This is a genomic window from Bradyrhizobium sp. BR 1432 (assembly GCF_051547705.1).
Lineage (GTDB): Bacteria > Pseudomonadota > Alphaproteobacteria > Rhizobiales > Xanthobacteraceae > Bradyrhizobium > Bradyrhizobium zhanjiangense.
In genome coordinates this window covers 135,595-158,865 of the sequence record NZ_JBPUGF010000004.1, presented here as the reverse complement: position 1 = coordinate 158,865, position 23,271 = coordinate 135,595, and the positions used below count along the sequence as shown (strand labels likewise).

Annotated in this window: 19 protein-coding genes and 2 tRNA genes; 8 read left to right on the top strand and 13 right to left on the bottom strand. The window is 64.4% G+C overall.

The window, feature by feature from the left end; all coding sequences use genetic code 11:
• Positions 1-75: 75 nt before the first annotated feature.
• The 6 genes from ACSKB8_RS41770 to mobB all read right to left on the bottom strand — a co-directional run bounded on the left by ACSKB8_RS41770 (position 76) and on the right by mobB (position 7,716).
• Positions 76-1,728 carry an OFA family MFS transporter gene (locus tag ACSKB8_RS41770; protein WP_438111150.1) on the bottom strand — a complete coding sequence of 551 codons (1,653 nt, stop codon included), beginning with the start codon at positions 1,726-1,728 and terminating at the stop codon, positions 76-78.
• A gap of 340 nt (positions 1,729-2,068) precedes the next feature.
• Entirely contained in the window at positions 2,069-4,093 is a 2,025-nt protein-coding gene (locus ACSKB8_RS41765; protein ID WP_438111148.1) for a sensor histidine kinase, read from the bottom strand.
• Positions 4,086-5,519, bottom strand: coding sequence for a sigma-54-dependent transcriptional regulator (locus ACSKB8_RS41760; protein ID WP_438111146.1), 1,434 nt, complete (start codon positions 5,517-5,519; stop codon positions 4,086-4,088). Before ACSKB8_RS41760 ends, ACSKB8_RS41765 begins: the two co-directional genes overlap by 8 nt.
• 124 nt (positions 5,520-5,643) lie before the next feature.
• Positions 5,644-5,877, bottom strand: coding sequence for a sulfurtransferase TusA family protein (locus ACSKB8_RS41755; RefSeq protein ID WP_028142272.1), 234 nt, complete (start codon positions 5,875-5,877; stop codon positions 5,644-5,646).
• Positions 5,878-5,922: 45 nt separating this feature from the next.
• Positions 5,923-7,179, bottom strand: a complete 1,257-nt coding sequence (locus ACSKB8_RS41750; RefSeq protein ID WP_438111144.1) for a molybdopterin molybdotransferase MoeA — start codon at positions 7,177-7,179, stop codon at positions 5,923-5,925.
• A 9-nt stretch (positions 7,180-7,188) separates the two neighbouring features.
• Positions 7,189-7,716 carry a molybdopterin-guanine dinucleotide biosynthesis protein B gene (gene mobB, locus ACSKB8_RS41745; protein WP_091884256.1) on the bottom strand — a complete coding sequence of 176 codons (528 nt, stop codon included), beginning with the start codon at positions 7,714-7,716 and terminating at the stop codon, positions 7,189-7,191.
• A gap of 104 nt (positions 7,717-7,820) precedes the next feature.
• On the opposite strand from mobB, the gene ACSKB8_RS41740 reads away from it, so the two are divergent.
• Both ACSKB8_RS41740 and mobA read left to right on the top strand, forming a co-directional pair.
• A complete protein-coding gene (locus ACSKB8_RS41740) occupies positions 7,821-8,711 on the top strand; it encodes a formate dehydrogenase accessory sulfurtransferase FdhD (RefSeq protein ID WP_438111142.1) in 891 nt (296 codons plus the stop codon).
• Positions 8,692-9,348 carry a molybdenum cofactor guanylyltransferase MobA gene (gene mobA, locus ACSKB8_RS41735; RefSeq protein ID WP_438111140.1) on the top strand — a complete coding sequence of 219 codons (657 nt, stop codon included), beginning with the start codon at positions 8,692-8,694 and terminating at the stop codon, positions 9,346-9,348. The genes ACSKB8_RS41740 and mobA overlap by 20 nt, the downstream gene beginning before the upstream one ends.
• A gap of 51 nt (positions 9,349-9,399) precedes the next feature.
• On the opposite strand, the gene ACSKB8_RS41730 is transcribed toward mobA, so the two are convergent.
• The 3 genes from ACSKB8_RS41730 to ACSKB8_RS41720 are packed head-to-tail and all read right to left on the bottom strand — an operon-like array spanning position 9,400 to position 13,357.
• Entirely contained in the window at positions 9,400-11,349 is a 1,950-nt protein-coding gene (locus ACSKB8_RS41730) for a molybdopterin biosynthesis protein (protein ID WP_438111138.1), read from the bottom strand.
• Between the two features lie 13 nt (positions 11,350-11,362).
• A complete protein-coding gene (locus tag ACSKB8_RS41725; protein WP_438111136.1) occupies positions 11,363-12,469 on the bottom strand; it encodes a molybdopterin-binding protein in 1,107 nt (368 codons plus the stop codon).
• A 54-nt stretch (positions 12,470-12,523) separates the two neighbouring features.
• A complete protein-coding gene (locus ACSKB8_RS41720) occupies positions 12,524-13,357 on the bottom strand; it encodes a substrate-binding domain-containing protein (protein WP_438111135.1) in 834 nt (277 codons plus the stop codon).
• A gap of 270 nt (positions 13,358-13,627) precedes the next feature.
• Here ACSKB8_RS41720 and ACSKB8_RS41715 point away from each other — a divergent pair, with 270 nt between their 5' ends.
• Positions 13,628-14,521, top strand: a complete 894-nt coding sequence (locus tag ACSKB8_RS41715) for a substrate-binding domain-containing protein (protein WP_438111133.1) — start codon at positions 13,628-13,630, stop codon at positions 14,519-14,521.
• A gap of 97 nt (positions 14,522-14,618) precedes the next feature.
• Positions 14,619-15,830 carry an ABC transporter substrate-binding protein gene (locus tag ACSKB8_RS41710; RefSeq protein WP_438111131.1) on the top strand — a complete coding sequence of 404 codons (1,212 nt, stop codon included), beginning with the start codon at positions 14,619-14,621 and terminating at the stop codon, positions 15,828-15,830.
• 132 nt (positions 15,831-15,962) lie between these two features.
• Here the strand turns inward: ACSKB8_RS41710 and ACSKB8_RS41705 are convergent, their stop codons facing one another.
• On the bottom strand, positions 15,963-16,925 hold the full coding sequence (locus tag ACSKB8_RS41705; RefSeq protein ID WP_438111129.1) for a TAXI family TRAP transporter solute-binding subunit: 963 nt from the start codon (positions 16,923-16,925) through the stop codon (positions 15,963-15,965).
• Between the two features lie 106 nt (positions 16,926-17,031).
• On the opposite strand from ACSKB8_RS41705, the gene ACSKB8_RS41700 reads away from it, so the two are divergent.
• Together ACSKB8_RS41700 and ACSKB8_RS41695 are read left to right on the top strand one after the other, a co-directional pair.
• Positions 17,032-18,006, top strand: coding sequence for a Bug family tripartite tricarboxylate transporter substrate binding protein (locus ACSKB8_RS41700; RefSeq protein WP_438111127.1), 975 nt, complete (start codon positions 17,032-17,034; stop codon positions 18,004-18,006).
• 360 nt (positions 18,007-18,366) lie between these two features.
• Positions 18,367-18,443, top strand: a tRNA-Ile gene (locus ACSKB8_RS41695).
• A gap of 210 nt (positions 18,444-18,653) precedes the next feature.
• On the opposite strand, the gene ACSKB8_RS41690 is transcribed toward ACSKB8_RS41695, so the two are convergent.
• Entirely contained in the window at positions 18,654-18,854 is a 201-nt protein-coding gene (locus tag ACSKB8_RS41690) for a hypothetical protein (protein WP_438111125.1), read from the bottom strand.
• A 255-nt stretch (positions 18,855-19,109) separates the two neighbouring features.
• Between ACSKB8_RS41690 and ACSKB8_RS41685 the strand changes: the two genes are divergently transcribed.
• Complete coding sequence (locus ACSKB8_RS41685; protein WP_130219806.1) at positions 19,110-19,343, top strand: hypothetical protein; 234 nt, start codon at positions 19,110-19,112, stop codon at positions 19,341-19,343.
• 367 nt (positions 19,344-19,710) lie between these two features.
• Positions 19,711-19,786: transfer RNA gene (locus ACSKB8_RS41680), tRNA-Ile, on the top strand.
• A gap of 208 nt (positions 19,787-19,994) precedes the next feature.
• Here ACSKB8_RS41680 and ACSKB8_RS41675 read toward each other — a convergent pair.
• Positions 19,995-20,798: an autoinducer binding domain-containing protein gene (locus ACSKB8_RS41675; protein ID WP_438111123.1), complete on the bottom strand. Its 804-nt coding sequence runs from the start codon at positions 20,796-20,798 to the stop codon at positions 19,995-19,997.
• A gap of 144 nt (positions 20,799-20,942) precedes the next feature.
• A complete protein-coding gene (locus ACSKB8_RS41670; protein ID WP_438111121.1) occupies positions 20,943-22,508 on the bottom strand; it encodes an amidase in 1,566 nt (521 codons plus the stop codon).
• Positions 22,509-23,271: the final 763 nt, after the last annotated feature.

Below are 23,271 nucleotides of genomic sequence, written 5' to 3'. Positions count from 1 at the left end.
CCCGCTCGGATCGATCTGGCGCCGCCCTCATGCACCTTCGAGTGGAGATTCCCGCTGCGAGAGGGCCCTGCACGATCAGAAGATCTTCACCGCGCTCTCGAGTGTCTTGTACACACCCCATGCCAAGGGAACACCGACGAAGGCCCAGAACAGCGCGGCCCTGGCATCCAAACCGCCCTTGCCGATGCCGAAGGAGCCATACTGGATGCCGGCTTGGGTCTTGGCACTTGCAGCCTGAAGCTTGGCAACCTCCTCCTCGCTCATGTTCCACTTCGGATCGACCGGCTTGATCAGGTAGTTGCAGATCAGGCCCGCGATCAGCATGGCGCAGAGGATGTACATGGTGGTGTTGTAGAGCTGGTCACGTGGAACGCCCGCCGCGAGCTGGAACTCGCGAATGTAGTTCACCACGACCGGGCCGATGATGCCGGCGGTCGACCACGCCGTCAGCAACCGGCCGTGAATGGCGCCGACGAACTGCGTGCCGAACATGTCGGCGAGATAGGCGGGCACGGTCGCGAAGCCGCCGCCATACATCGACAGGATGATGCCGAAGCCGAGCACAAAGAGCAGCTTCGAGCCCATCGCCGCGAAGGTCGGCGCCAGCGCGTAGAGAGCGATGCCGAGGATGAAGAACGTGTAGTAGGTGTTCTTGCGGCCCATGAGGTCCGACATCGAGGCCCAGAAGAACCGGCCGCCGATGTTGAACAATGACAACAGACCGGCGAAGCCGGCGGCGATCGCAGCGATCGCGGCCTTCTGTTCGACCGAAAGCTGGCCGAAGGTCAGCTCGGGATGCCCGATCAGCTTGCCGGCGAATATCTCCTGAAGCATCGGCGAGGCCATGCCGATCACGCCGATACCCGCCGAGACGTTCAAGCAGAGCACCCACCAGATCAGCCAGAACTGCGGCGTCTTGTGCGCGTTGTCGAGGTGCACATGGTGCTCGGTGATCATCGACTTCTTCTCGCTCGGCGGGGTCCAGCCTTCGGGCTGCCAGCCGGCCGGCGTCACGCGATAGGCGAAGGCGCCGATCATCATGAAGACGAAGTAGACCACCCCCATCGTGACGAAGGTCTCCCAGACGCCGACCGAACTGGGTGTCTTGAAGTAGTTGATCAAGAGATTGGCGAAAGGCGCTCCAATCATGGCACCGCCGCCGAATCCCATGATGGCCATGCCGGTCGCCATGCCGCGACGATCCGGAAACCATTTGATCAGGGTCGACACCGGGGAGATGTAGCCGAGCCCAAGTCCCACGCCACCGATCACGCCGGCGCCGAGCCACATGATCCAGAGCTGGTGGACGTAGACGCCGAAAGCACCGATCAGAAGACCACCGCCCCAACAGCAGGCGGCGACGACGCCCGCCTTGCGCGGACCGGCGCGCTCGAGCCAGCCGCCCCAGATCGCGGCGGAGACGCCGAGCAAGACAAAGAACAGCGTGTACATCCACCCCAGGCTTGCGACCTTCCAGTCGCAGGTGGTGGTGAAGAGCTCTTGCCACAGCGACATGTCCGGGCAGGCTTTCGGTGCGGTCAACCCGATCGCGCGCGAGAGCGGCAGCCAGAACACCGAGAAGCCATAGGCCATGCCGATGCACAAATGGATGCACAGCGCTGCCGGCGGCACCAGCCAGCGATTGAAGCCGGCGGTCGCGATCGTGCGTTCACGATCGAGAAAGCCGGGAGCACCAATTGGTGCAAGAACGGTATCGGCAGTCGTCATAAGCATTACCTCCCAAGCGCGGCCTTGCCGGCACATCGGTTTGAGACCGGCCGTGCGAGCTTGGCAGCCGCGCATGACAGGTCGGACTTCATGCCGAAGCGGAATCGTCTGGTGCGCATCCGTCATATGCGCCGAGCAAGCAGCTGGTTGCGGGTGATGTCCCTTCACCCCGCAAGCAGCGTTGCAGTGACGGCTATCGCGCCCTCATCCCCCTCAACACCCTGTCCTGAGATGAGCAACGTACGTGCCAGAAGTCGCATCGTGACAATTCAACGACTTCCCGCAGCGCAATGTGCTGCGCCGGACAGAATGTCCCGAGATCCTCGGACAAAATGTCCAATCAGGTCGCTTCCGGCAGCCACACTGTGAATGTACTTCCGGAACCGACGCGGCTTTCGGCCGTGATCTGCCCACCCTGGCGCTTGATCAGCGTCTGGCTGATGGAGAGGCCGAGCCCGGTGCCTTGCCGCCGCTTCGTGGTGTAGAAGGGGTCGAATATCTTTTCGATCACCTCAGTGCTCATGCCGATGCCGGTGTCGGCGACCTCGATGGCGACGCCTTGATGGCCGTCGCGCTCGGCATCGAAGGAGCGGAGCGTCAGGGTTCCGCCTTCCGGCATGGCATGGATCGCGTTGACGATGAGATTGACCAGGACCTGCTGCAGCTCGTTGCGGTTCATCAGCACGAGCCGGTTGGCGCGGTCGTCCCTGACCACGGCGATCTCGGTCTTGTTCAGAAGATGCTGCACCAGCGGCAGACAGTCGGAGATGACGCTCGCCGGCGCATGGCGCTCGACATAGCCGGCATATTCCTCCGGCCTTGCAAACTGCAACAGCTTGGTCACGATCTGGCTAATGCGGTGAATCTGCTCGTCGAGCAGGCGAAACTCGACCTTCGCCTTGTCGGCATCGGCCCCGAACACGCTGCGGATAACGTCGAGATTGCCCTGCATCACTGCGATCGGATTGTTGATCTCGTGCGCAACGCCGGCGGTGATCTCGCCGATCGCAGCCAGCTTCTCCGACATGATGAGCTGCTTGGTGGTCGCCTCGAGCTTAAGATTGGCGTGCTCGAGGTCGCGCGTGCGCTCCCGCACGCGGACGTTCAGTTCCTCATTCCATTCCCGGAGCTGTCGATCGCGTTCCTGGATCTGGTCGAGCAGGCTGTCGAGATGAACCGCGACGCGGCCGATCTCGTCACCCAACACCGGCATCTTGGTGCGGGCGGAGAGGTTCCCGCGCTCCACCTCGGTGATCGTCGCCGTGACGCGCTCCAGCGGCATGAAGATGGAGCTCGCCCAGCGCAGGAAGATTGGTACGGTCGCTGCGGTGATCGCGATGAACGCTGCGATGATGATTATCAATGTCTGGTATTTGGCTTCGCTGAACGGCTTCTCCAGAAAGCCGACATAGAGCATGCCGACCCGCTTGCCGTAACTGTCGACCAGCGGCTCGTAGGCGGAGATGTACCAGTCATTGACCACGAAAGCGCTGTCGAGCCAGGTCCGCCCCTCGCCCAGCACGGCCGAGCGCACCGCCGCCGACACGCGCGTGCCGAGCGCGCGCCGTCCCTCGAACAGACGGACGTTGGTCGATATCCGCACGTCGTCCAGGAACAGCGTCGCGGTGCCCTGGCTGCCCTCCGGCAGGCTCGCCGCGCGATAGACGAGATCGTTGATCGTGTCGATGAATTCGAGATTCTGGTTGAGCAGCGTGCCGCCGACCAGCGCAGCGGCGCCACCGTCAGGTAGCATCGCCCGGCTCGCCGCATGCACGACCATGCCGCGCGTCTCGGTGCTGCGGTCGGTCGGCACCGCGTTCGGGGTCGGCACGAGGTCTAATCGCGCGCGCTCAGCCAGGGCCGGCGAAATTGCCGCGAGCTCGTCATTGCCGAAAATGTCGACGCCCGTCGCAGGGACCTGTCCCGACAGCGCCGACCTGATGATCGGCCAGTCACTTCTCGGTCGATGCTGCAGCGGCGGCGATGAGGCCAGGACGTCGCCGCGATCGTTGGTGAGATACAGGAAATCGAGACCGATTTCCTTGCGGGTCTCGTCGAGCAGATCCTGCAGGGAGCCGCGCGCATCCGGCGCCAGCACCTCATGGAAGCGGGCCAACAGGCTGAGCGCCCGGAGCTGGACGCCGGTCTTTTCCAGGATGCGGGCGAGATATTGGTGGGCGATGGTGAGATCGCCGTTGACCTTGGAGATCAGGGTCGCGTCGAATTTCGCGTTCCAGCGATAGATCGCAACCCCGAGCAGGAGCGGCAGGATGACCAGCATCGGCAGCAGCGCGATGGCGAGCAGCCGGAAGCGGACGGAGCGTCCCCGCACGGGCTCGCCGCTGCGGCCGGCAGCATCAGACATCCCACAACGCGCATTTGCGGTCGATGGTCTTGCGCGAGATACCGAGGCGACGCGCCGCCTCCTCGCGATTGCCATTGACCTCCTTCAGCACGCCGAGAATGTGACGGCGCTCGAGCTCCGCGAGACTGTCGGCAGGCGCCGACTGACCGTTGTTGCGGGGATCGGCGAAATCGTCGGGGAAGGCGCCGAGGATCAGCGTGCGCTCGATCAAATTGCGCAGCTCGCGCACATTGCCCGGCCAGTCATAGCTTGCGAGCGCCGCCCGCACCGAGGCATCGATCGGCACCGGCGGCATGCCGAGCTGAGCCGACAGCTTGCTCATGAAGATGGCGGCAAGCTCCTGCACGTCATCGCCGCGATCCTTCAGGAGCGGCAGGCGGATCTGCATCACGTTGAGTCGGTAGAACAGATCAGCTCGGAAACGGCCCTTCTCGACCTCCTTCTGAAGCTCGGCATTGGTTGCGAAGATGAAGCGAAGGTCGACCGGAACTTCACGCTCGGAGCCAACCGGACGGACGCGGCGGTCTTCGAGCACGCGGAGCAGCTTGCTCTGCATCGGCAGCGGCAGCTCCCCGATCTCGTCCAGGAACAGCGTGCCGCCATGCGCATACAGGAATAAGCCCTCGCGCCCCGAATCGGCGCCGGTGAAGGCGCCCTTGATGTGTCCGAACAGCTCGGCCTCGATCATCTCGGGCGGGATCGCCGCGCAATTCACGGGCACGAAGGGCTTGTCGGCGCGGTCGGACAGCGAGTGGATCGAGCGCGCTGCCACTTCCTTGCCGGTGCCGGATTCGCCGGTGAGGAGAACCGAGGTCGGCAGGCGCGCGACGCGCGCGATGGTCTCACGTACGCGCAGCGTCGCTGCCGACTGTCCGATCAGATTGTCGCGCAGAAAGGTGCGGTCGGACGAGGCACGCAAAGCATAGCGCAGGACATAGTTCTCGCGCTGGAGGCGGACACGGTCGAGGCATCGTGCCACCGCGTTGAGGATCTGGTTGGAGCGGAACGGCTTGAGCACGAAATCGGCCGCACCGGCGCGCAAGGCCTGAATCGCGGTGTCGAGGTCGGCATAGGCGGTGATCAGGATGGCGTCGGCGAAAAAGCCGACGGCGCGCTGCTCGGCGAGCCAATCGACGCCATTCTTGCCTGGCATGATGTTATCGAGAATGACGACGTCGTAGCGGTTGGAATCGAGCTTGCGCGAGGCCTGGTCGGTATCGGCTGTCTCGTCCACCAACTTGCAGCGCGGCGCAAGCGTGCGCACTAGGAAATTGCGCATGCCCGGCTCGTCGTCGACGATCAGGATGGAGGCCTGCGCCAGCGCGCCGAACTCCGGCCCTGCAGCCGTCTTGCCGAGCTTGACGGCAGGCTCGCGGCCCACCGCGGGACTCGCGGCTGTGCTTGCCCTCGGCGTTGAGAAAGTCATGCCCGATGTCTTAGGTTTGAGATCATCCACCGCAATATTCGGCGCCTTTCGCACTGCAGCGAAGCTTCGGCCGTCCCCGCAGGCGCAGCATAGTCAAACGTCGCCGCCGTGAACATTCGCCTTTCTACGGGGCGTCGCTCTTTTCGACCAGGAATACGATGCGCGCCTCGTTGCGCTCGGTGATCTCGACCTTGTCGCCGGTCTCGCGAATCAGATTCGGAATGTCAATCACCGACAAGGGATCGGTGCAGTGCACTTCGAGTTGATCGCCAGGCTGCAACGGCTTCAGCGCCTTGCGCGTCTTCAGAGCAGGTAACGGGCATTTCAGCCCGGTGAGATCGAGCGTCGTTCGGGTCATGGGCGCAACATGGCGGGATGAGGCGATGGCGTCAACGCAGCCGCATCAGAGCAGATCGGCGTAGGGTAGGAAACCTACGCTGTGCCCCGGCTCGACGCCCGTGACGCTTTCGGCGAGTTCGACCAAGCCGTCGGTCTCGATCAGCGACGACAACAGCCCAGCGCCTTCCCGCGGGAACTTGATCGCCTCGAGCATGCCATCCTCTCCGCGCCGCAAGGAGACGCGAACATATTCGCGCCGGCCCGCCTTCTTCTTGTAAGTGAACGCGGCGCGCACAGGGATCGGCGTCAGCGGCTCCGGCAGGCTGCCGGCGAGCGCCAGCACCGTCGGCCGCACCACATGGACGAAGGTGACGAAGCTCGCAACGGGATTGCCGGGCAATCCGATCAGCGGCGTGCCGTCGATGATGCCCATTGCGACCGGCCGGCCGGGCTTGATCGCCATCCGCCACAGCACCAGCGAGCCGATGCTCTCGACCGCCGCCTTGACGTGATCCTCCTCCCCGGTCGAGACGCCGCCGGTGGTAAGGATAAGGTCGTGTTCGCCGGCGACCTGCTTCAGGCCGTTCGCAAGCGACGTCGGTTCGTCGCGCAAGATGCCGAGATCGCTGACCTCGCAGCCGAGCCGGCGCAGCATCGCCATCAGCATGAAGCGGTTGGAATCGAACAGTTGCGAGGCTGCGCGCGGTTCGCCGGGCGATGCCAGCTCGTCACCGGTCGAGAACACCGCGACGCGGATGCGCCTGACGACGTCGAGGCTGGTCAGGCCGAAGGCGGCGGCGAGGGCAACGTGCTGCGGCCGCAAGCGCTGGCCGGCGCGCAGTGCGACGTACCCTTCGGGAATGTCCTCGCCCGCAGGGCGGACATTGGCACCCGGCTTCAGCCCCGGCGGCAGCACCACCTTGCCGGACTTATCGATGCGGACATCTTCCTGCATGAAGACCGTCTCGGCATCCGGCGGCATCGGCGCGCCCGTGAAGATGCGCGCGGTGTGGCCGGGCTTGATCGGCGCTTGTGCAAGGCCGCCGGCCTGGATGCGGCCGTCGAGCGGCAACGCCTGCTCGGTGCCTTGCGGAAGATCCGCGCTGCGGACGGCGTAACCATCGACGGCCGAGTTGGTGAAGGGCGGCAGCGGCAAAGGCGCTGCGATATCGCGCGCCAGCACGCGCCCGTCCGCTTCGACGAGCGCCACGGTTTCGAGATCGGCGATCGCATTGACGCGCGTGGTGATCAGGCCAACGGCCTCGTCCACCGACATCATCGGGCCGCCGAAGGCAAAGCAATCGTCCGATAGTTGCGCCATGGTGCCTCGTCAGCGCATCGCGGCGCTTTTCGCCACCGCTTCCTCAACCGGCATCGCCGCGCGCAGCAACAATGCCGCCGCGGCCGGAATATCGTCGAGATGGACAGTCGGCAGCCGGGTGTCAACCGCGACGTCGGCGACAATACCGGCAATGCCGGGATCGTCTGGAAACAGCAGTGGCTTGCCATTGGCGCCGCGAAACACCTCGATCTTGCGATGTGGCTCGCGCTTGAAGCCCTCGACCACGACCAGATCGACCGCGGACAGCTTGCCCAAGAGTTCCGGCAGCCGCGGCTCCGCCGCGCCGCGCAATTCGTGCATCAAGGCCCAGCGGTTGGACGAAGCAACCAACACCTCGGCCGCGCCGGCCTCGCGATGGCGCCAGGAATCCTTGCCGGGCACGTCGACGTCGAACTGGTGATGCGCGTGCTTGATCACGGAAACGCGCAGGCCCTGCGCGTTGAAATGCGGGATCAGCCGCGTCAACAGCGTGGTCTTGCCCGCCCCACTCCAGCCTGCAAGGCCGATGACTTTCATCACCTTTCGATCTCCGCCAACGGCTCGCCAGCCGATGGAACTTCCGGCCTCTCCCCGCCATGCTTATATCGGCTTGACCCGAATGTCATGCTAACGTCGCAACCATGATGAAGATCGACAAGACCCCGGTGCCCCTGATCGTCCCTGACACGGACGACCCGCGCCTGACCCAAAGCGTGACCGGGACCGACCAGACCGGCGCCAGGGTCGAGATCAAGGTGCCAATGGAGCGGCCGCTGACGCTCTACCTGAATTCCCAGGAGATCGTCACCATGATGACGATCGGCGACTATCCGGAATATCTGGCGCTCGGCTACCTGCTGAACCAGAACATGCTGAAATATAATGATGCGGTCACCGAGGTCGAATACGACGACGACCTCCAGGTGGTCGTGGTGCGCACCTCACACCACACCAATTTTGAGGCCAAGCTGAAGAAGCGCACCCAGACGTCGGGCTGCGCGCAGGGCACCGCCTTCGGCGACCTGTTAGAGGCGGTCGAGAGCGTCGCACTCCCCAAGGCGGAGCTGCGCACCTCCTGGCTCTACCAGATGACCCAGACCATCAACACCATGCCCTCGCTTTATCTGGAGGCCGGCGCGATCCATGGCTGCGTGCTGTGCAAGGAGGGCATCCCACTCTGCTACACCGAGGACGTCGGCCGCCACAACGCGGTCGACAAGATCGCGGGCTGGATGTACCGCCATGGCGTCGAGCCTGGCGACAAGATCCTCTACACCACCGGGCGCCTCACCTCCGAGATGGTGATCAAGACCGTGCGCATGGGCATTCCGATCCTGGTGTCGCGCTCCGGCTTCACCGCCTGGGGCGTCGACCTCGCAAGGCAGGTCGGGCTGACGCTGATCGGCCGCACCCGCGGCAAGCGCTTCATCGCGCTCGCGGGCGAAGACCGCATCGTCTACGATCAGAATCTCGCCTACGTCGAGGAGGAATCGGCGAAGCACAAGCGCAAGGGTGAAGGTGGTGACGACTGAGATTCCCGCGACGAGTGTTCCGCCGACTCTTGGCGTTCTGCTCGCCGGCGGTCTCGCCCGCCGCATGGGCGGGGGCGACAAGCCGATGCGCAGCATCGGTGGCCGCACCATCCTGGAGCGTGTGATCGCGCGCCTTTCACCCCAATGTAGCGGACTGATCCTCAATGCCAACGGCGATCCCGCGCGCTTCGCCGCGTTCGGCTTGCAGGTGGTCGCCGACGACGTGCCCGGCTTTCCCGGCCCGCTCGCCGGCATCCTCGCCGCGCTCGACTGGACTGCGGCAAACCGGCCGGAGATCGAGTGGGTGCTCAGCGCCGCCGGCGACTGCCCGTTCCTGCCGCGCGATCTGGTCGCCCGCCTACATGAGGCGCGGGCGCGCGAGAACGCACAGCTCGCGGTCGCCGCATCGGGCGATCAGTCGCATCCGGTGATCGGCCTTTGGCGCGTCGACTTGCGCGACGAGCTCCGCCACGCGCTGGTGGTCGAAGACCTCCGCAAGATCGACCGCTGGACCGCGCGCTATCCGCTGGCGACGGTGACATGGCCGACCGAGCCGCTCGACCCGCTCTTCAATGCCAATACCGTCGAGGACATCGCCGAGGCCGAGCGGCTGGCGGCGCTCGATGACGCCTCGTAAGGCGGTGTGCTCCGGTTAGGTTGGATCATTGAGAAGCGCCGCTTCGTCAATCTACGCGGGCCGGAAACCCGCCCGCTCCAGCGCGGCGCGCGCCTCTGTCGAGCCGAGCGCATCGAGAAAGGCCTGCACTGCCGGCCGCGCTTTGCGCGCCGTCACCAGCGCGAAGTCATAATGCTCCTCCGCGAGCGGAATGAAACCGAGGCCGACCGCATGGGCGACCGGCGCAATGGTCATGCCCCAGTCGGCACGATGCTGGGCGACGGCCGCCGCCACCGCGTTGTGCGAGCGCGGCTGGTTCCAATAGCCTTCCGGGCGCGCGCCGCCGAGCAGCCGGTCGATCAGGATGCGCGTGCCGGCGCCCTGGTTGCGGTTGACCATGATACAGGCGGGGTCAGCGAGCGCAGCCGCGACGGCGGCCTTCGCACTGAGCCCTTCAAAACGCTTGTCGCCCTTGCGGAAGACGATGCCCTGCATCCGCCGCCAGCCCGGAACGAGTTCGAGCCCCTCGACGAGATAGGGCGCGTTGTAGGTCTCGCTCTTGTCGTCGAACAGATGGATCGGCGCGAGATCGCACTCGCCGCGCCGCGCTGCCGCGAGCCCGCCGAGGCTGCCGACCGCGATCGAGCGCACGATCAGGCCGGCATGCGCGAGCTGTGCGGTGACGAGATCGAGGCCGGTGCAATGGCTGCCGACGATGACGAGATCGGGCACGCGCACATGCGGCGTGAACAGCGTCACCTCGGCTTCGGTCCCGGCCGGCATCTGATCGGCGAGCGCGTCAATGCGCAGAAAGCCGTCAGCCTGCGCGAATGACGTGATCGCGCCAGACCCCTTGCCGGAGGGATAGGCGATCAGGCCGCCCCGACCTTCAACCAGCGAGACCATGACGAATTCGGTGCGGCCGAGTTCGGAAGCGATGCGCACCGGCACGGTCGCGTTCACCTTGGCCTCGGAGCGCGGCGGCAGTCCGGCCATCCTGCGCAGCACCGGCACGATCATGTCGTGGAAGGTGAACATCGCCGAGGTCGGAAAGCCCGGCAGGATCACCACCGGCTTGCCGTCGCAGACCGCAAGGCACAGCGGCTTACCGGGCTTCAGCGCAACACCATGCGCGATGATGCCGGGCTGGCCGAGCCGGCCGATGATACGATGGGATAGGTCGCCCGCGCCTTTCGACGTGCCGCCCGACAGCACCAGCATGTCGGCATCCGCCAGCGCGCGGCGCATGGTGGCTTCGAGCTTGGCTTCATCGTCGGGAATGGCGCCAAGAAAGACCGCCTTGCCGCCGTTCTCGTCGATCGCAGCAGCGACGATCGCACCGTTGGTGTCGTAGATCTCGGCGGGCGCGAGCCCCTCGCCGGGCTGCACCAGCTCGTCGCCGGTGGAGACGACGGCCACAATCGGCTTGCGCGCGACATTCACCTCGGCGATGCCGCAAGCGGCCAGCATGCCGATCTCGCGCGAGCCGATGATCGTCCCCGCACGCAGCAGCGCTTCGCCGCGCGCGATGTCGGATCCGGCATAGGAGACGAATTGCCCGGGAGACGTGGCGCGACGAACCTCGATCGCATCCGACCCGGCCGGCTGGGTGTGCTCGACCATGACGACAGCGTCGGCGCCGCGCGGCAGCGGACCGCCCGTGGCGATCGCCGTTGCGGATCCAGCCGCCACTTGCAGTGTCGGCGCTGTGCCGCAGTGGATGGTTTCATCGTTTAAGGCGAGACGAACGGGTGCACCTTCCCCCGCCGCAACGACATCGGCTGAGCGGACCGCAAAGCCATCGACATTGGAGCGGTCGAACGGCGGAACGTCGATCGGTGCCGTGACGTCTTGGGCAAGCGCCGCACCGAGTGCATCGGCGAGCTTGCACGCTGCGCTCGGAAGCGATCGCGGGAACAGCGCCGCCTCGAAGCGTGCCAGCGCTTCCTCCCGCGACAGGATCTTGAGGAACTGGTCCTGTTCGAGCGCGCTGCGGTCTTGCGATCGCGGAATCATCGTCATGCCGGAACCCATATCATTCCCGCATCAGATAAGCACCGACTGGCGTGCCCGCCGCAAATCCCTCGTGGCTGGCGGGGACGAGCAGCCATGCATCGGCACGGGCGATCGCCTGGAGCGGCCATTCACTCACGGCAAGCGGCATCCATGCATGATGTTCCTCGGCCAGCAGGGCCACTTCTGCGATGCCGACACCGGATGTGATCTTGCGTGCGAGCGGCAAGCTCACCTGTCGGCGTGGCCGGCGCGCCGACAGGTGGTCGATGAGCGGCAGCACGAGCGCGAGCCAGGCCGCGAGCGCATGATCGGGCGAGCAGGGCAAGGCGACAACGGGAACGCGCCCGAGCCGGCCGACCGCGGCGGTGCGTCCAGGCTGGAGCGCAAGGCCATGGGCAAGCACCTCGCCGCGCCGGGCCAGCGCCGTGACAGCTGCATCCCGGCGGCCGACGCCACTGCCGCCGACCGTCAGTAGCAGATCGCTGGGTGACGCATCGAGCGCCTCGGCAATCGATGCTTCGTCGCGCGCGCCGGCCTCAAACGTCTTTACATCCAGTCCCGCTGCGCGCGCGATCTCGGCGATCATCCGCGCCGTCGTCGTTGCACCCGGCACATTGACGACGCGCAGCCGCGGCCGCCGCACGAAAAGCTTTTCCAAGCCCGCAACGCGCGCGATCAGCAGATCAGCCGGACCGATGGGATATCCCTCGGCGCCGGCGGGCGTGCGCGCGGCGACGTCGCTTCCGGCGCGCCTGACGCCCTGCCCCGGCACGGCCTCTGCCAGCACCTGGGCCAGCGGACCCGATACCTCGACCGCGCCGGCATCGAGCACGCAATCGCATCCCTCCGGCATTGCGTCACCGGCATCGACCCACGCAGGAGCCATCGCCAGCGGCAGCGGCGCGTACGCAGACGCACCGACGAGGTCATTGGCCGAGAGCGCCCAGCCGTCTGCGGCGGCCATGTCGCGCGGAGGATAGGCGGCAAGCAGCGGAGTGCCCACCGCGACGCAACCGATCGCTTCCGCCAGGGGCAACTCCACCGGCGCAACAGCATCGACGCCTCGCAGCAACGCGGCGAGCGCAGTGTCGAGCGGCGTGAGCGAGGACGGCAGGCGTTGGGTCATGCGCCATGATGGACCATGCATCGCCCGGCTTGGCAACCGCCAGCGCTGCGGACGTCAGCCGCCCGACCTGTCCGAATTGGGAAAGAATAGCTGCTGCCCGTCGACCTTGTAGCCGGCGATCACCGTCTGCCCCTCCGGCGAGGTCAGCCAGTCGATGAAGGTCTGCGCGAGGTCCTTCTTCACGTTCGGAAACTTCTCGGGGTTCACCAGCATCACGCCGTACTGATTGAGCAGCCGCCTGTCGCCTTCGACCACGATGTCGAGATCGCCGCGATCCCTGAACGAGATCCAGCTGCCGCGGTCCGACAGCACATACGCGTTCGCGGCGCGCGCGGCGTCGAGAGCCCTCGTCATGCCCGACCCGGCCTCGCGATACCAGGCGCCCTTGGCGCTCGCGATGTCGATGCCGGCGACGATCCAGAGCGCGAGCTCCGCGGCGTGGGTGCCCGAGCGGTCACCGCGCGTCACGAATGGCGCCCCCTTGGCCTCGATCGCCTTCAGCGCGGTCGCGATGTCCTTGCCCTTCACCGCGGCGGGATCGCCCTTCGGCCCGATCAGCACATAGTCGTTGTACATCACGTCGAGGCGCTTCACGCCGAAACCATCGGCGACGAATTTCTCCTCCTGCGGTCGCGCATGCATCAGCACGACGTCAACCTCGCCCCTTCGCGCCCCGTCGAGCACTTCATCGGCGCGCCGCGCGATCACCGTCACGTCGATGCCGGTCTTCGCGCGGAAGATCGGCAGCAGATAATCGAGCAGGCCGGACTCCTGGGTTGCTGTCGTCGTGGCGAGGACGATGCCACGCTCCTCCGCGGCTGACGCCGTAACGCCCGCAGCAAGGCCGCAAAGAAGCGCGAATGCAACGGCGAGGCGGCGGACGGCCATGATAAGGGTTCCCCTTGGCTGTGACGGGATCATCATGATGATCGATTGCGCCGCACTCGTGACGCCATCTGCTCCTCGCGCTCTCCACTCGGGAAATTTCGGCAAAGCGGGAGCACTTTCGGATCGTTCACCAAAGCAGAAATCGCGCGCGAGGATGTGTTGCAAAGCAGCGAGATGATCGGGCATGGTTCCCGCGGACACGAATTGAAATGCAGAATTCCACCTGCGTCGGACGTCAAAAAGAAGCAAGAATTTGCATAGGAATGCAGGATGGAATTCCTGACGACCAGCGAAGCCGCCGACTATCTTCGGCTCGGCGAACGCAAGCTTTACGAACTCGTCACCACCGGTGCGATCCCCTGCACCAAGGTGACCGGGAAGTGGCTCTTCCCGCGGCACGAGCTCGATCTCTGGGTGCTGTCGGGACTGGCGCGCCCGGCCGGCATGCTGATCGCGGAGCCGCCGCCGGTCGTGGGCGGCAGCCAGGACGAGCTCTTGGCTTGGAGCCTGCGCGAATCCGGCTCTGGGCTGGGATCGATGAGCGAGGGCAGCGCGCGCGGGCTCGAGCGCTTGCAGCGCAACGAGGTGATGGCCGCGGCGGTGCACTTCCATGCCTTGGACGCCGCCGACAATCTCGCCAGCGATGCCAATGTCGAGGCGCTGCGGGCAGCTCCTGACCTGCACGATGCGGTGCTGGTCGCGTTCGTGCGCCGCGAGCAGGGCCTCGTGCTGCCGCATGGCAATCCCAAGCAGCTGCACGGCCTGTCCGACGTGCTCGCACGCGGCGCCAGGATGGCGATGCGACCACAGGGCACGGGCGCGCAGATGCTGCTCGACGGGCTGCTCAAGCGCGCGGGCGCCTCGACGCGGGATTTGCGCCGCATCGAGACGCCGGCTCTGACCGGCCCGGACCTCGTCGAGATCGTCCGCGCCGGCCAGGCCGATTGCGGTATCGCGACGCGCGCGGCGGCGCGCTCGGCCGGGCTGGATTTCGTGCCGCTGGTCTGGGAAAACTTTGACCTCGCGATGCGGCAGCGCAGCTATTTCCGCCCCGCCATGCAGGCCCTGCTCCGGCTGCTCGGCGAAAGGCGGCTGCGGCAGCGCGCCGAGGAGCTGACCGGCTACGACCCCTCGCTGGCCGGACAGATCCGCTTTGCGGCCTGACATTGACGCCCGCCCCCGAATAGTTGCAAAAGAAACCAATTCAGCCGGGCATACCCGGGCAACACCGGCCAACGAGCCGGATCAGGGGAGGAGAAGCATGAATCCAATCAGATTTGGACTGCCGGTCGCGGCCGCCTTGGCGGCGCTGCTGCCGGGTGCGGCGTCGGCGCAGGTGTCGGACAACGTCGTCAAGATCGGCGTGCTCACCGACATGAACGGCCCGGCCTCGGCGCCGACCGGCCAGGGCTCGGTGACGGCGGCGCAGATGGCGATCGACGATTTCGGCGGCACCGTGCTCGGCAAGCCGATCAGCGTCGTGATCGGCGACCACCAGCTCAAGGCCGATGTCGGCGGCGCGATCGCGCGGCGCTGGTACGACGTCGACCAGGTCGATCTGATCGTCGACGTGCCGGTCTCCGCGGTCGGGCTCGCGGTGCAGAACATCGCCAACGAGAAGAAACGGCTGTTCATCACCCACTCCACCGGCACCGCGGATTTCCACGGCAAGTTCTGCTCGCCCTATGCGATCCAATGGGTGTTCGACACCCGCGCGCTCGCGGTCGGCACGGCGGATGCGGTGGTCAAGCGCGGCGGCGACAGCTGGTTCTTCATCACCGACGACTACGCCTTTGGCCATTCCCTGGAGCGCGACGCCTCCGCCGTCGTCACCGCCAATGGCGGCAAGGTGCTGGGCTCGGTGCGGCCGCCGCTGGCAACGCCCGACCTCTCCTCCTTCGTGCTACAGGCGCAGGCCTCCAAGGCCAAGATCATCGGCATTGCCGCCGGTCCCCCCAACAACATGAACGAGATCAAGACCGGCTCGGAGTTCGGCGTGTTCAAGGGCGGCCAGCAGATGGCGGCGCTGCTGGCGCTGATCACCGACATTCACGGCCTCGGCTTGCAGGCGGCGCAGGGCCTGCTCCTGACCACGTCGTTCTATTGGGACATGGACGACAAGACCCGCGAATGGTCGAAGCGCTATTTCGCCAAGATGAACAAGATGCCGTCGATGTGGCAGGCCGGCGTCTATTCCAGCGTGATGCACTATCTCACCGCCATCAAGGAGACCGGCACCGACGATCCGCTTAAAGTGGCCGCGAAGATGCGCGAGAAGCCGATCGAGGATTTCTTCGCCCGCAACGGCCGCCTGCGCGAAGACAATCTGATGGTGCACGACCTCTGGCTGGTGCAGGTGAAGACACCGGAGGAGAGCAAATATCCGTGGGACTATTACAAGATCCTCACGACGATCTCCGGCGACAAGGCGTTCGGGCCGCCGGACCCGGCATGTGCGCTGGTGAAGAAGTGACGGGCAACGCAATCTAGCCGCAAACGTCATGGCCGGGCTTGTCCCGGCCATCCACGTCTCGCCACGCGGACAGAGGAACGTGGATGCCCGGGACAAGCCCGGGCATGACGAGCGTGGGTGTGGTTGCGACCGTCACTTCGTCACGCCGATCTCGCGAAAATACTTCATCACGCCCGGATGGATCAGCTCCACCTTTGGCGCTGCCGCGACCGTGTTCGCGGCCGTGGTCTCGCAGGCCTGCGCGAGCTTCTTGCAGAACGTCACTTCTGCGCCATGCAGCGTCTTTGCCAGCCGATAGGCCACGTCATCCGGCAGGTCGTTGCGCGTCAGGACAAAACTCCACGAGCCGAGCGAGGCGATCGGCTCCGTCTGCTTCGGATAGCTATTGGCCGGCACGGAGAGCGGCTTCAGGAACGCATGCTTGGCGCGGATGCGTGTGATCTCTTCTGCGCTGGGCGCGATGAAGCGTGCGCCTGACGCGCTCGATGCGACCGCGGCAAAGCCGGGCCAGCCGATGCCGGCGCCCCACAGCGCGGCGACGCGGCCGTCTTCGACCATTGCGGGGCCGTCGCCAGCGCGATCGAGATAGACCGCCTTGAAATCCTCGTCCTGCTTGAGGCCGAGTCCATCGAGCACGTAGCGCGCCAGGATCGGCAGGCCCGAGCCTTTGGCGCCGAACGCGACGGGCTGACCGACCAAATCGCGAATGGTCTTGTAGGGACTGTCCGCCCGCACCACGAACATGCCGGGGTTGGAATAGATCGCGGTGAGGATCTTCAGCCGCACAGGCGCACGGCCGATGCCGGCAAAGGCTTCATAGGCCGGCTCGCCTGCGACCAACGCGAGATCGAGCTCGCCTTTCTCCAGAAGCGGGATGTTCTCGTTGCTGCCCTTGGTGTTGCGCGGGGCGATGCTGGTTTGCGGATCGGCCGCGTTCATCACCTCCGCGAAGGCGTTGCCGTAGAGCGGAAAGCCGCCGCCGGGCGTCGCAGTGCCGAGGCTGAGTGTCGTGGTCGGAATGGCGTTGCCTCCGGTTTGAGCAGCGGCGGGGCCAAAGAGCAGCGCCGCGGCGAGAAGGATAGTCGCCAATCTCATGGTCATTTCCGCCGAGCCTGCGTCAACACCGACTTGCGACGATGTAGGCATCAGCCCGATTTTGTGAAAGCATGCCCCCAACGACAATAGAACAATGGGAGGCGTCATGTTGCGAATTTTGCGGTACGGTATTTTCGGACTCGCATTCTTTTTAGGGCTTTTCAACGCCACACCTCCCGCCTCCGCCGCCTATCCCGACCGCCCCGTGCACTGGCTGATCGGCTTTTCCGCCGGCGGCCCGGTCGACATCGTGGCGCGGATCATGGCGCAGTGGCTGTCGGATCGTCTCGGCCAGCAATTCATCGTCGAGAACCGCACCGGCTCCGGCGGCAACATCGCGGCCGCCGCCGCGATCAACTCGCCGCCGGACGGCTACACACTGCTGTTCGTCGCGCCCAACAACGCGATCTCGACCTCGCTCTACAAGAAGCTGCCGTTCGACTTCCTGCGCGACACCGTGCCGGTCGCGAGCATCATGCAGCTCACCAACATGCTGGTCGTCTCCAACGCATTCCCGGCGAAGACGGTTCAGGAGTTCATCGACTACTGCAAGGCCAATCCCGGAAAGGTCTCCTTTGCCTCGTCCGGCAACGGCACCTCGGTGCACATGTCGGCCGAGCTGTTCAAGGTGATGACCAAATGCGACATGGTGCACGTGCCCTATCGCGGCTCCGCCATCGCGTTCCCCGACATCATCTCCAACAAGGTGCAGCTGATCTTCGACAACCTGCCCTCCGCCATGGAGCAGGCGAAGGGCGGCAATGTCCGCGCGATTGGGGTGACCTCGCCGCAGCGCTGGCCCAGCGTGCCCGACGTGCCCGCGATCGCCGAGACCGTGCCGGGCTTCGAATCCGTCGGCTTCTACGGCATCTCCGCGCCGAAGGGCACGCCGCCCGAGGTGATCGAGGTCCTCAACAAGGCCGTCGGCGAAGCGCTGAAGGACCCGAAGCTGGTCGCGCGCCTCGCGGAGACCGGTGGCATCCCCAAGCCGATGACCCCGGCCGAGTTCGGCAAGCTGGTGGCAAACGAAACCGAGAAGTGGCGCAAGGTGGTCGAGTTCGCGGGGGTGTCGGTGGACTAGGAAGCGGCCCCGCGCCGGGGCGCGTCGCTTGCGGGCAAGAGGGTTTTGGAGGGACCGACAGGCCCCTTCAAAACAAAAAAGTGCGAAAACAACCCCATGCACAGTAGAAGACGTGAGCAATCACAGCGGGTTAAGGAAACGCAAGAGCAGGAACCGGCCGGATGACCGCATGGCCATTGACTCGTCGGGCAAAACACTGGCAAAATGCGATTATTCCGAATCCAGCAATCATCCGACGAGCAGTGCTTGCCGCGCAGCCCCGGATTTCCGTTGACCAGAGCCGGCATTGCACCCCCGCCTCAGGCCCTGTAAACGAACCGCGCACCGTTGCCGGCCGCGCGAAGCGGCCGCCTCGCGGCGGGGCCTGTAGCTCAATGGTTAGAGCCGGCCGCTCATAACGGTCTGGTTGCAGGTTCGAGTTCCTGCCGGGCCCACCAGCCTTCGCTCGCCTTCGCGAGCTACGGCTCGGCAAGCCAGCTCAGGCGGCTATGGCGCGAAGTGTGCGAAGGCTGCCACGCCGGAGCCCGAAGGGCGAAGGCGAGCGCTGCCATGAAAGACTTCGGAACAGCCCATAACGCGCGGCAGGCTGAGATCGTTTGCAACTAGGGGTTTCGATGGCCAAGCCTACGAAAAGGAAAGCGCCACGCTCAGCGGCCAAGCTGAGCACGCTCGACGACCTTCTCAAGGAAGACGGCAAGCTCGAAGAATTTCAAGCCGTAGCCATCAACGTCTTCAGTCCCACGCGGCTCGTAGGCTCTTTGGACGATACGTACGCGACGACTTGTGCATAACTGACCTGTTCCGCTTCCGGCGCGGATCATCGCGGGCATAGCCCGCTTGGCTAGCATCGTCGTCCCCTGTCAAATATACCACTTTTTTGCCCAGCACAGTAACGGCCGCATTTGCATTGCATTGTCGAATAGGGTGACATGCACCCAAATGACCCTCGTCAATTTCACGGATTCGGAGGCTCACGATTTAAGTGCGTCACCGTAATGCGAGGGGGCGGGGGAAGTTCCGGCGTCGGTCCCTCGGATTTTTCTGCATTTGTCGGTGGCCTCATTAAGGTGCTGCACATTGAGTCCAACTAAGGGGACAGCCTGATGTCGGAGATCGACCCGCATACGCTGGAAGGCCATCTCTCGAAGCTAGTAGAGGACTGCGAATCCTTGACGATTGTGTTCGGCGTGCAGAATGCATGCACCATGTACCCGCCCTACATCGTGGGGAGGGATTTCATCGCTGGGAGCGATCATACGGACCACGCAAAAGCTAGGCCTCTCATGGCGCCGTTCAACAGCATCCAACAGATCATCTGTCACCCGACGAAGAGCTAGATGATCAAGCCCCCGCACATGGCAGGGGGTTTTACGTCACTACACGTATTGCCCCGCAGCAGCTCGACGCGCCGTGATGGGCGCCCCGGATTTGAGGATTTGGAAACGCCGCCTGCGGCATGGCGAGAGGAGCGCGATTTGACGGCGCGGAAGCTATTACGGTGACAGTGGATTCAATTGACCCGCCTCGACACGCATCATCGCGGGCATCGCCCGCTTGGCTCGCATCGTCGCCCCCTTGTCAACCGCACCACTTCGCCTAGCGCGGGACCAGCCGCACTCGTTGCCAATTGAGTGCACTGTCACCGTAATCTTGTAAACGAACCGCGCACCGTTGCCGGCCGCGCGAAGCGGCCGCCTCGCGGCGGGGCCTGTAGCTCAATGGTTAGAGCCGGCCGCTCATAACGGTCTGGTTGCAGGTTCGAGTCCTGCCGGGCCCACCAATAAATCAATCATTTGGCTGCTCTTCATTTCACAGACTGCTGGCCGCCGCACCAGAAATGCCTCGCTTCGTTGTGCCGAGCAGCGTCGCCAGCCTGGTTCGCGTCCAGCCTTCGCCTTGCTCCATGGCAAGACATGCCAGCAGTGCACGCGAGCGGCGACTGCGCACTCTTGCGCGTGCAAGTCCCGCCGTAGGTTGAACAAGTCGTTCTAGGCGAACGGCATGTCGATGAGCCGAAGCTGGATCGCCTTCGCTATCGCATGCGGCCTGTTCGACGCGTTGAGGTGCACGATCGCGCGCTTCATGTGCGAACGTACCGTCTCGCAGGACAAGCCGAGGATCAGGGCAATGTCGTCCGAGGTCTTCCCTTGCGCGGCGAGGGACAGGCACTCCTTCTCACGCGCGCTGAGCCATGCCTTGGTGTCGGCGGCTTGGTTCCACAACCATCTCCGCAGAGAGGTGTTCTGAAATTGATGACACAATGCGAACAGCCCATTGACAACCGTCGGTGAAGAACCGGCCTCATACTTGGTCGCGGTTTCCGAGATCGCACTGACGAACGCAAATGACCCGTTCGGCATGTGCATCGGAACTGTGATGCCGTAGTGCAGGTTCTTGTCGTTCAGGTGGTCCACGCACGCCCGCTCGCCAGCGCTCAGGCGTTCATGGGCTTGCACGTCGACCCACCTCAGAGGCAAGGTCGTCGTGAAGCAGAAGCGGTAGTAGGGGTCGCAAAGGTGGCTCCAGTGCCGATCCCATCGATTAGGGAAGGCTCGCGTCTTCACGATAGGTGACGTGAAGCTGCCGTCTTGCGCTCTCGGCGTGCTGGCCATGCCATAGGCGAAGGCGGAAAAACCCAGGCCCGACAGGGTTTGATGCAACGCATCCAAGGCGGACTCGAGATCACCCGCCCGTTCGAGGTCGGCCGCGAAGCTTCCCAGCAGAGCTTCGCGGTCGACGGTGGGAAATGCGTGAGCTGCTGGGAGAGACATCAAGGTCCATCTCTCAATCATGGGCCATAATGGCTCCTCCTGCGGCCCGCAGGTGTCAAGCCACGCTAAAGCGCGATGAGATTGGGATGAATTGTCATCGCGCCTTAGGTTGTTGTTTGCGCATGATCTTTCGGAAAACCGCTTCGCACTTTTCCGGATCATGCTTTAGACAGCCAGTTTCGGTCGCCGATGCTGCCAGGGGTGCGTCGCGCCTTCGAACGCGGACGCGATGCGGAACACCCTCAGGTCGTCATAGGCCGGACCGACAATCTGCATCCCGGTGGGCACGCTTGTTTCAGCATCAAAACCGGTGGGCACCGACATCACGGGAAGGGTGCCGACCAGGTTGAAGGGATACGTCATGAACCAGCCGATAAACGGGTTCACCGACTTACCGTTGATGGTGAGCGGCTCTTCGCTGCTTCGCCCTGCGACGATCTTCGTCGTTGCCGTCGTCGGGCAGATCAACGCGTCGTGGGTCTCGAAGATCTTCGTCATCGACGCGTACATCTTCTGCCGCACGGTATTCAGGTTATAGAACTTCGTGACGTCGTGCTTCTTGCCCTCTTCGAGGATCTTGATGACGAACGGGTCCACGTCGTTGCGGGACTTGGTCAGAAGACTGCCCGCCAGCGCGTAGAACACGCCTTGCCACCTTGTGTTCCACGTCTCTTCGATTTCCTTGGTCCAGCCGATGTCGACTTCATCGACCACGGCGCCGAGCGAACGCAGGACCGACACAGCATTGCGCGTGTTCTTCTCGACCTCGGGGTCGACCGCGAAATAGCCCAGGTCCATCGACAGCGCGATCCTCATGCCGGCGATGCCGTCGAAGGTCGGCGGGATGATCACCTTGTCCCGCAGGGACGACATGTCGGCCGGATGCTGGCCGGACGTAACGTTCTGCATCAGCCCGCAATCGCCGACGCTGCGGGCCAGTTCGCCATAGTGGATCAGCCATTCATTCGGGTGCTCGCGGTCGTCGGGGTTGCGTCCCCATGGCGGCTTGTAGCCGAACACGCCGTTCATCGCAGCCGGGATGCGAATGGACCCGCCACCATCCGTGCCGTCCTGCAAGGTCGTGTAGCCGGCGGCCAAGGCCGCGCCGCCTCCGCCTGTCGAGCCGCCGGGGGTATAGGCAGGGTTCCACGGGTTGTGCGTGACGCCCCAAAGCAAGGACGCCGTCACACCTGAATGCGCGAACTCCGGTGTCGTCGTGCGGCAATGCAAGATCGCCCCGGCGTCGAGAAGGCGCTCCACGGTCGGCGCGGATTGGTCCGGAACGAAATCCTTGTAGAGCCGCGAGCCGTAGGTGGTGATCTTGCCCTTGACGGAGTGATAATCCTTGATGGCACAGGTGATGCCTTCCAGCGGGCGGACCGGTTCACCACGCGCGTACTTGCCCTCCGCAATCCGTGCCTGTTCCAGCGCCTCGTCGAAATAGGTGTATGTCAGTGCCTTGAGCGTCGGCTCCCATGCTTCGACCTGTTTGATCTGCGCCCGCAACAGTTCGACCGGCGATAGCCTCTTGGCCTTGAATCTCGCGAGCGCCTCGCTGGCCGTCAGGTAGGCAATGTCGTCGACATCGACCTTTTCGGACGGCCCGGCGGCGGCCGCGCTCGACGCTGCCGGCAGGACCGACCCGGCGACGCCTGCGAGGGCGATGCCCAGGAGACGGCGGCGCTCCAGGTTCGGCCGGCCTTCAAAACTCTCGTAGGGGGCTTGGCTCATGATGTCTCGTCTCCCGTTGGTGGAGCTGGTGGGCGACCGAATGCTTGCGCCAATTCGACGCCGCGCGATTCCAAGTCGCAATTCCCCGAAAGGGTGAATCCAAATGAGAACGAGACGGAAATGATGCTGCGCCGTCACAGAAAGCAGCGAAGCGCCATTCAGCACCTCTATTACGGTGACAGTGCACTAAATTACCGACCATCACTTTTGACCGGAAAGGAAGGCGAGAATTAAGTAAACTGCCACCAACGGATCAATGGCTCAGCAGGTTTTTATTTTCGTCGTTGGAGGCCGCACCAGTGTAGCTATTCGTTGTTCTGCTTCAACGGCGACCAACTAAACGTCCAATTCGGCCTCGGCTCTCTTCTTGAGTATAAATTCGGCGGCTCTATCGCAGAACCGAGACAACAACGTTGAGAACCTGTTCCATCGAACGGCCCCACCAGATCGACGCCGTCCCTTTACGTACCGCGTAAGAGCCGCCGTATGGCGTAGTCCTTGTTCGCCAGGAACATAAAGTTGCGAACACGATCACCTAAAGACGAGTTCGACTTGGCGATCGTTCTATCAAAGGAGAATTGCGCCGCGCATCGCAAGCGCCAGCGCCGACGCAAAACGGACTCAGCGTCTCATCGGTCATGGAGATGCTTCTGTTCTTAAGTCAAGCTTGCGCTTCCTCGTCCGCCACAGCATTTATCGTGCAGGTGGTTCAGTCCCGAGGCTCCAACGAGAGATAGGGCCTTCGTCGCACACAGCGACTTTG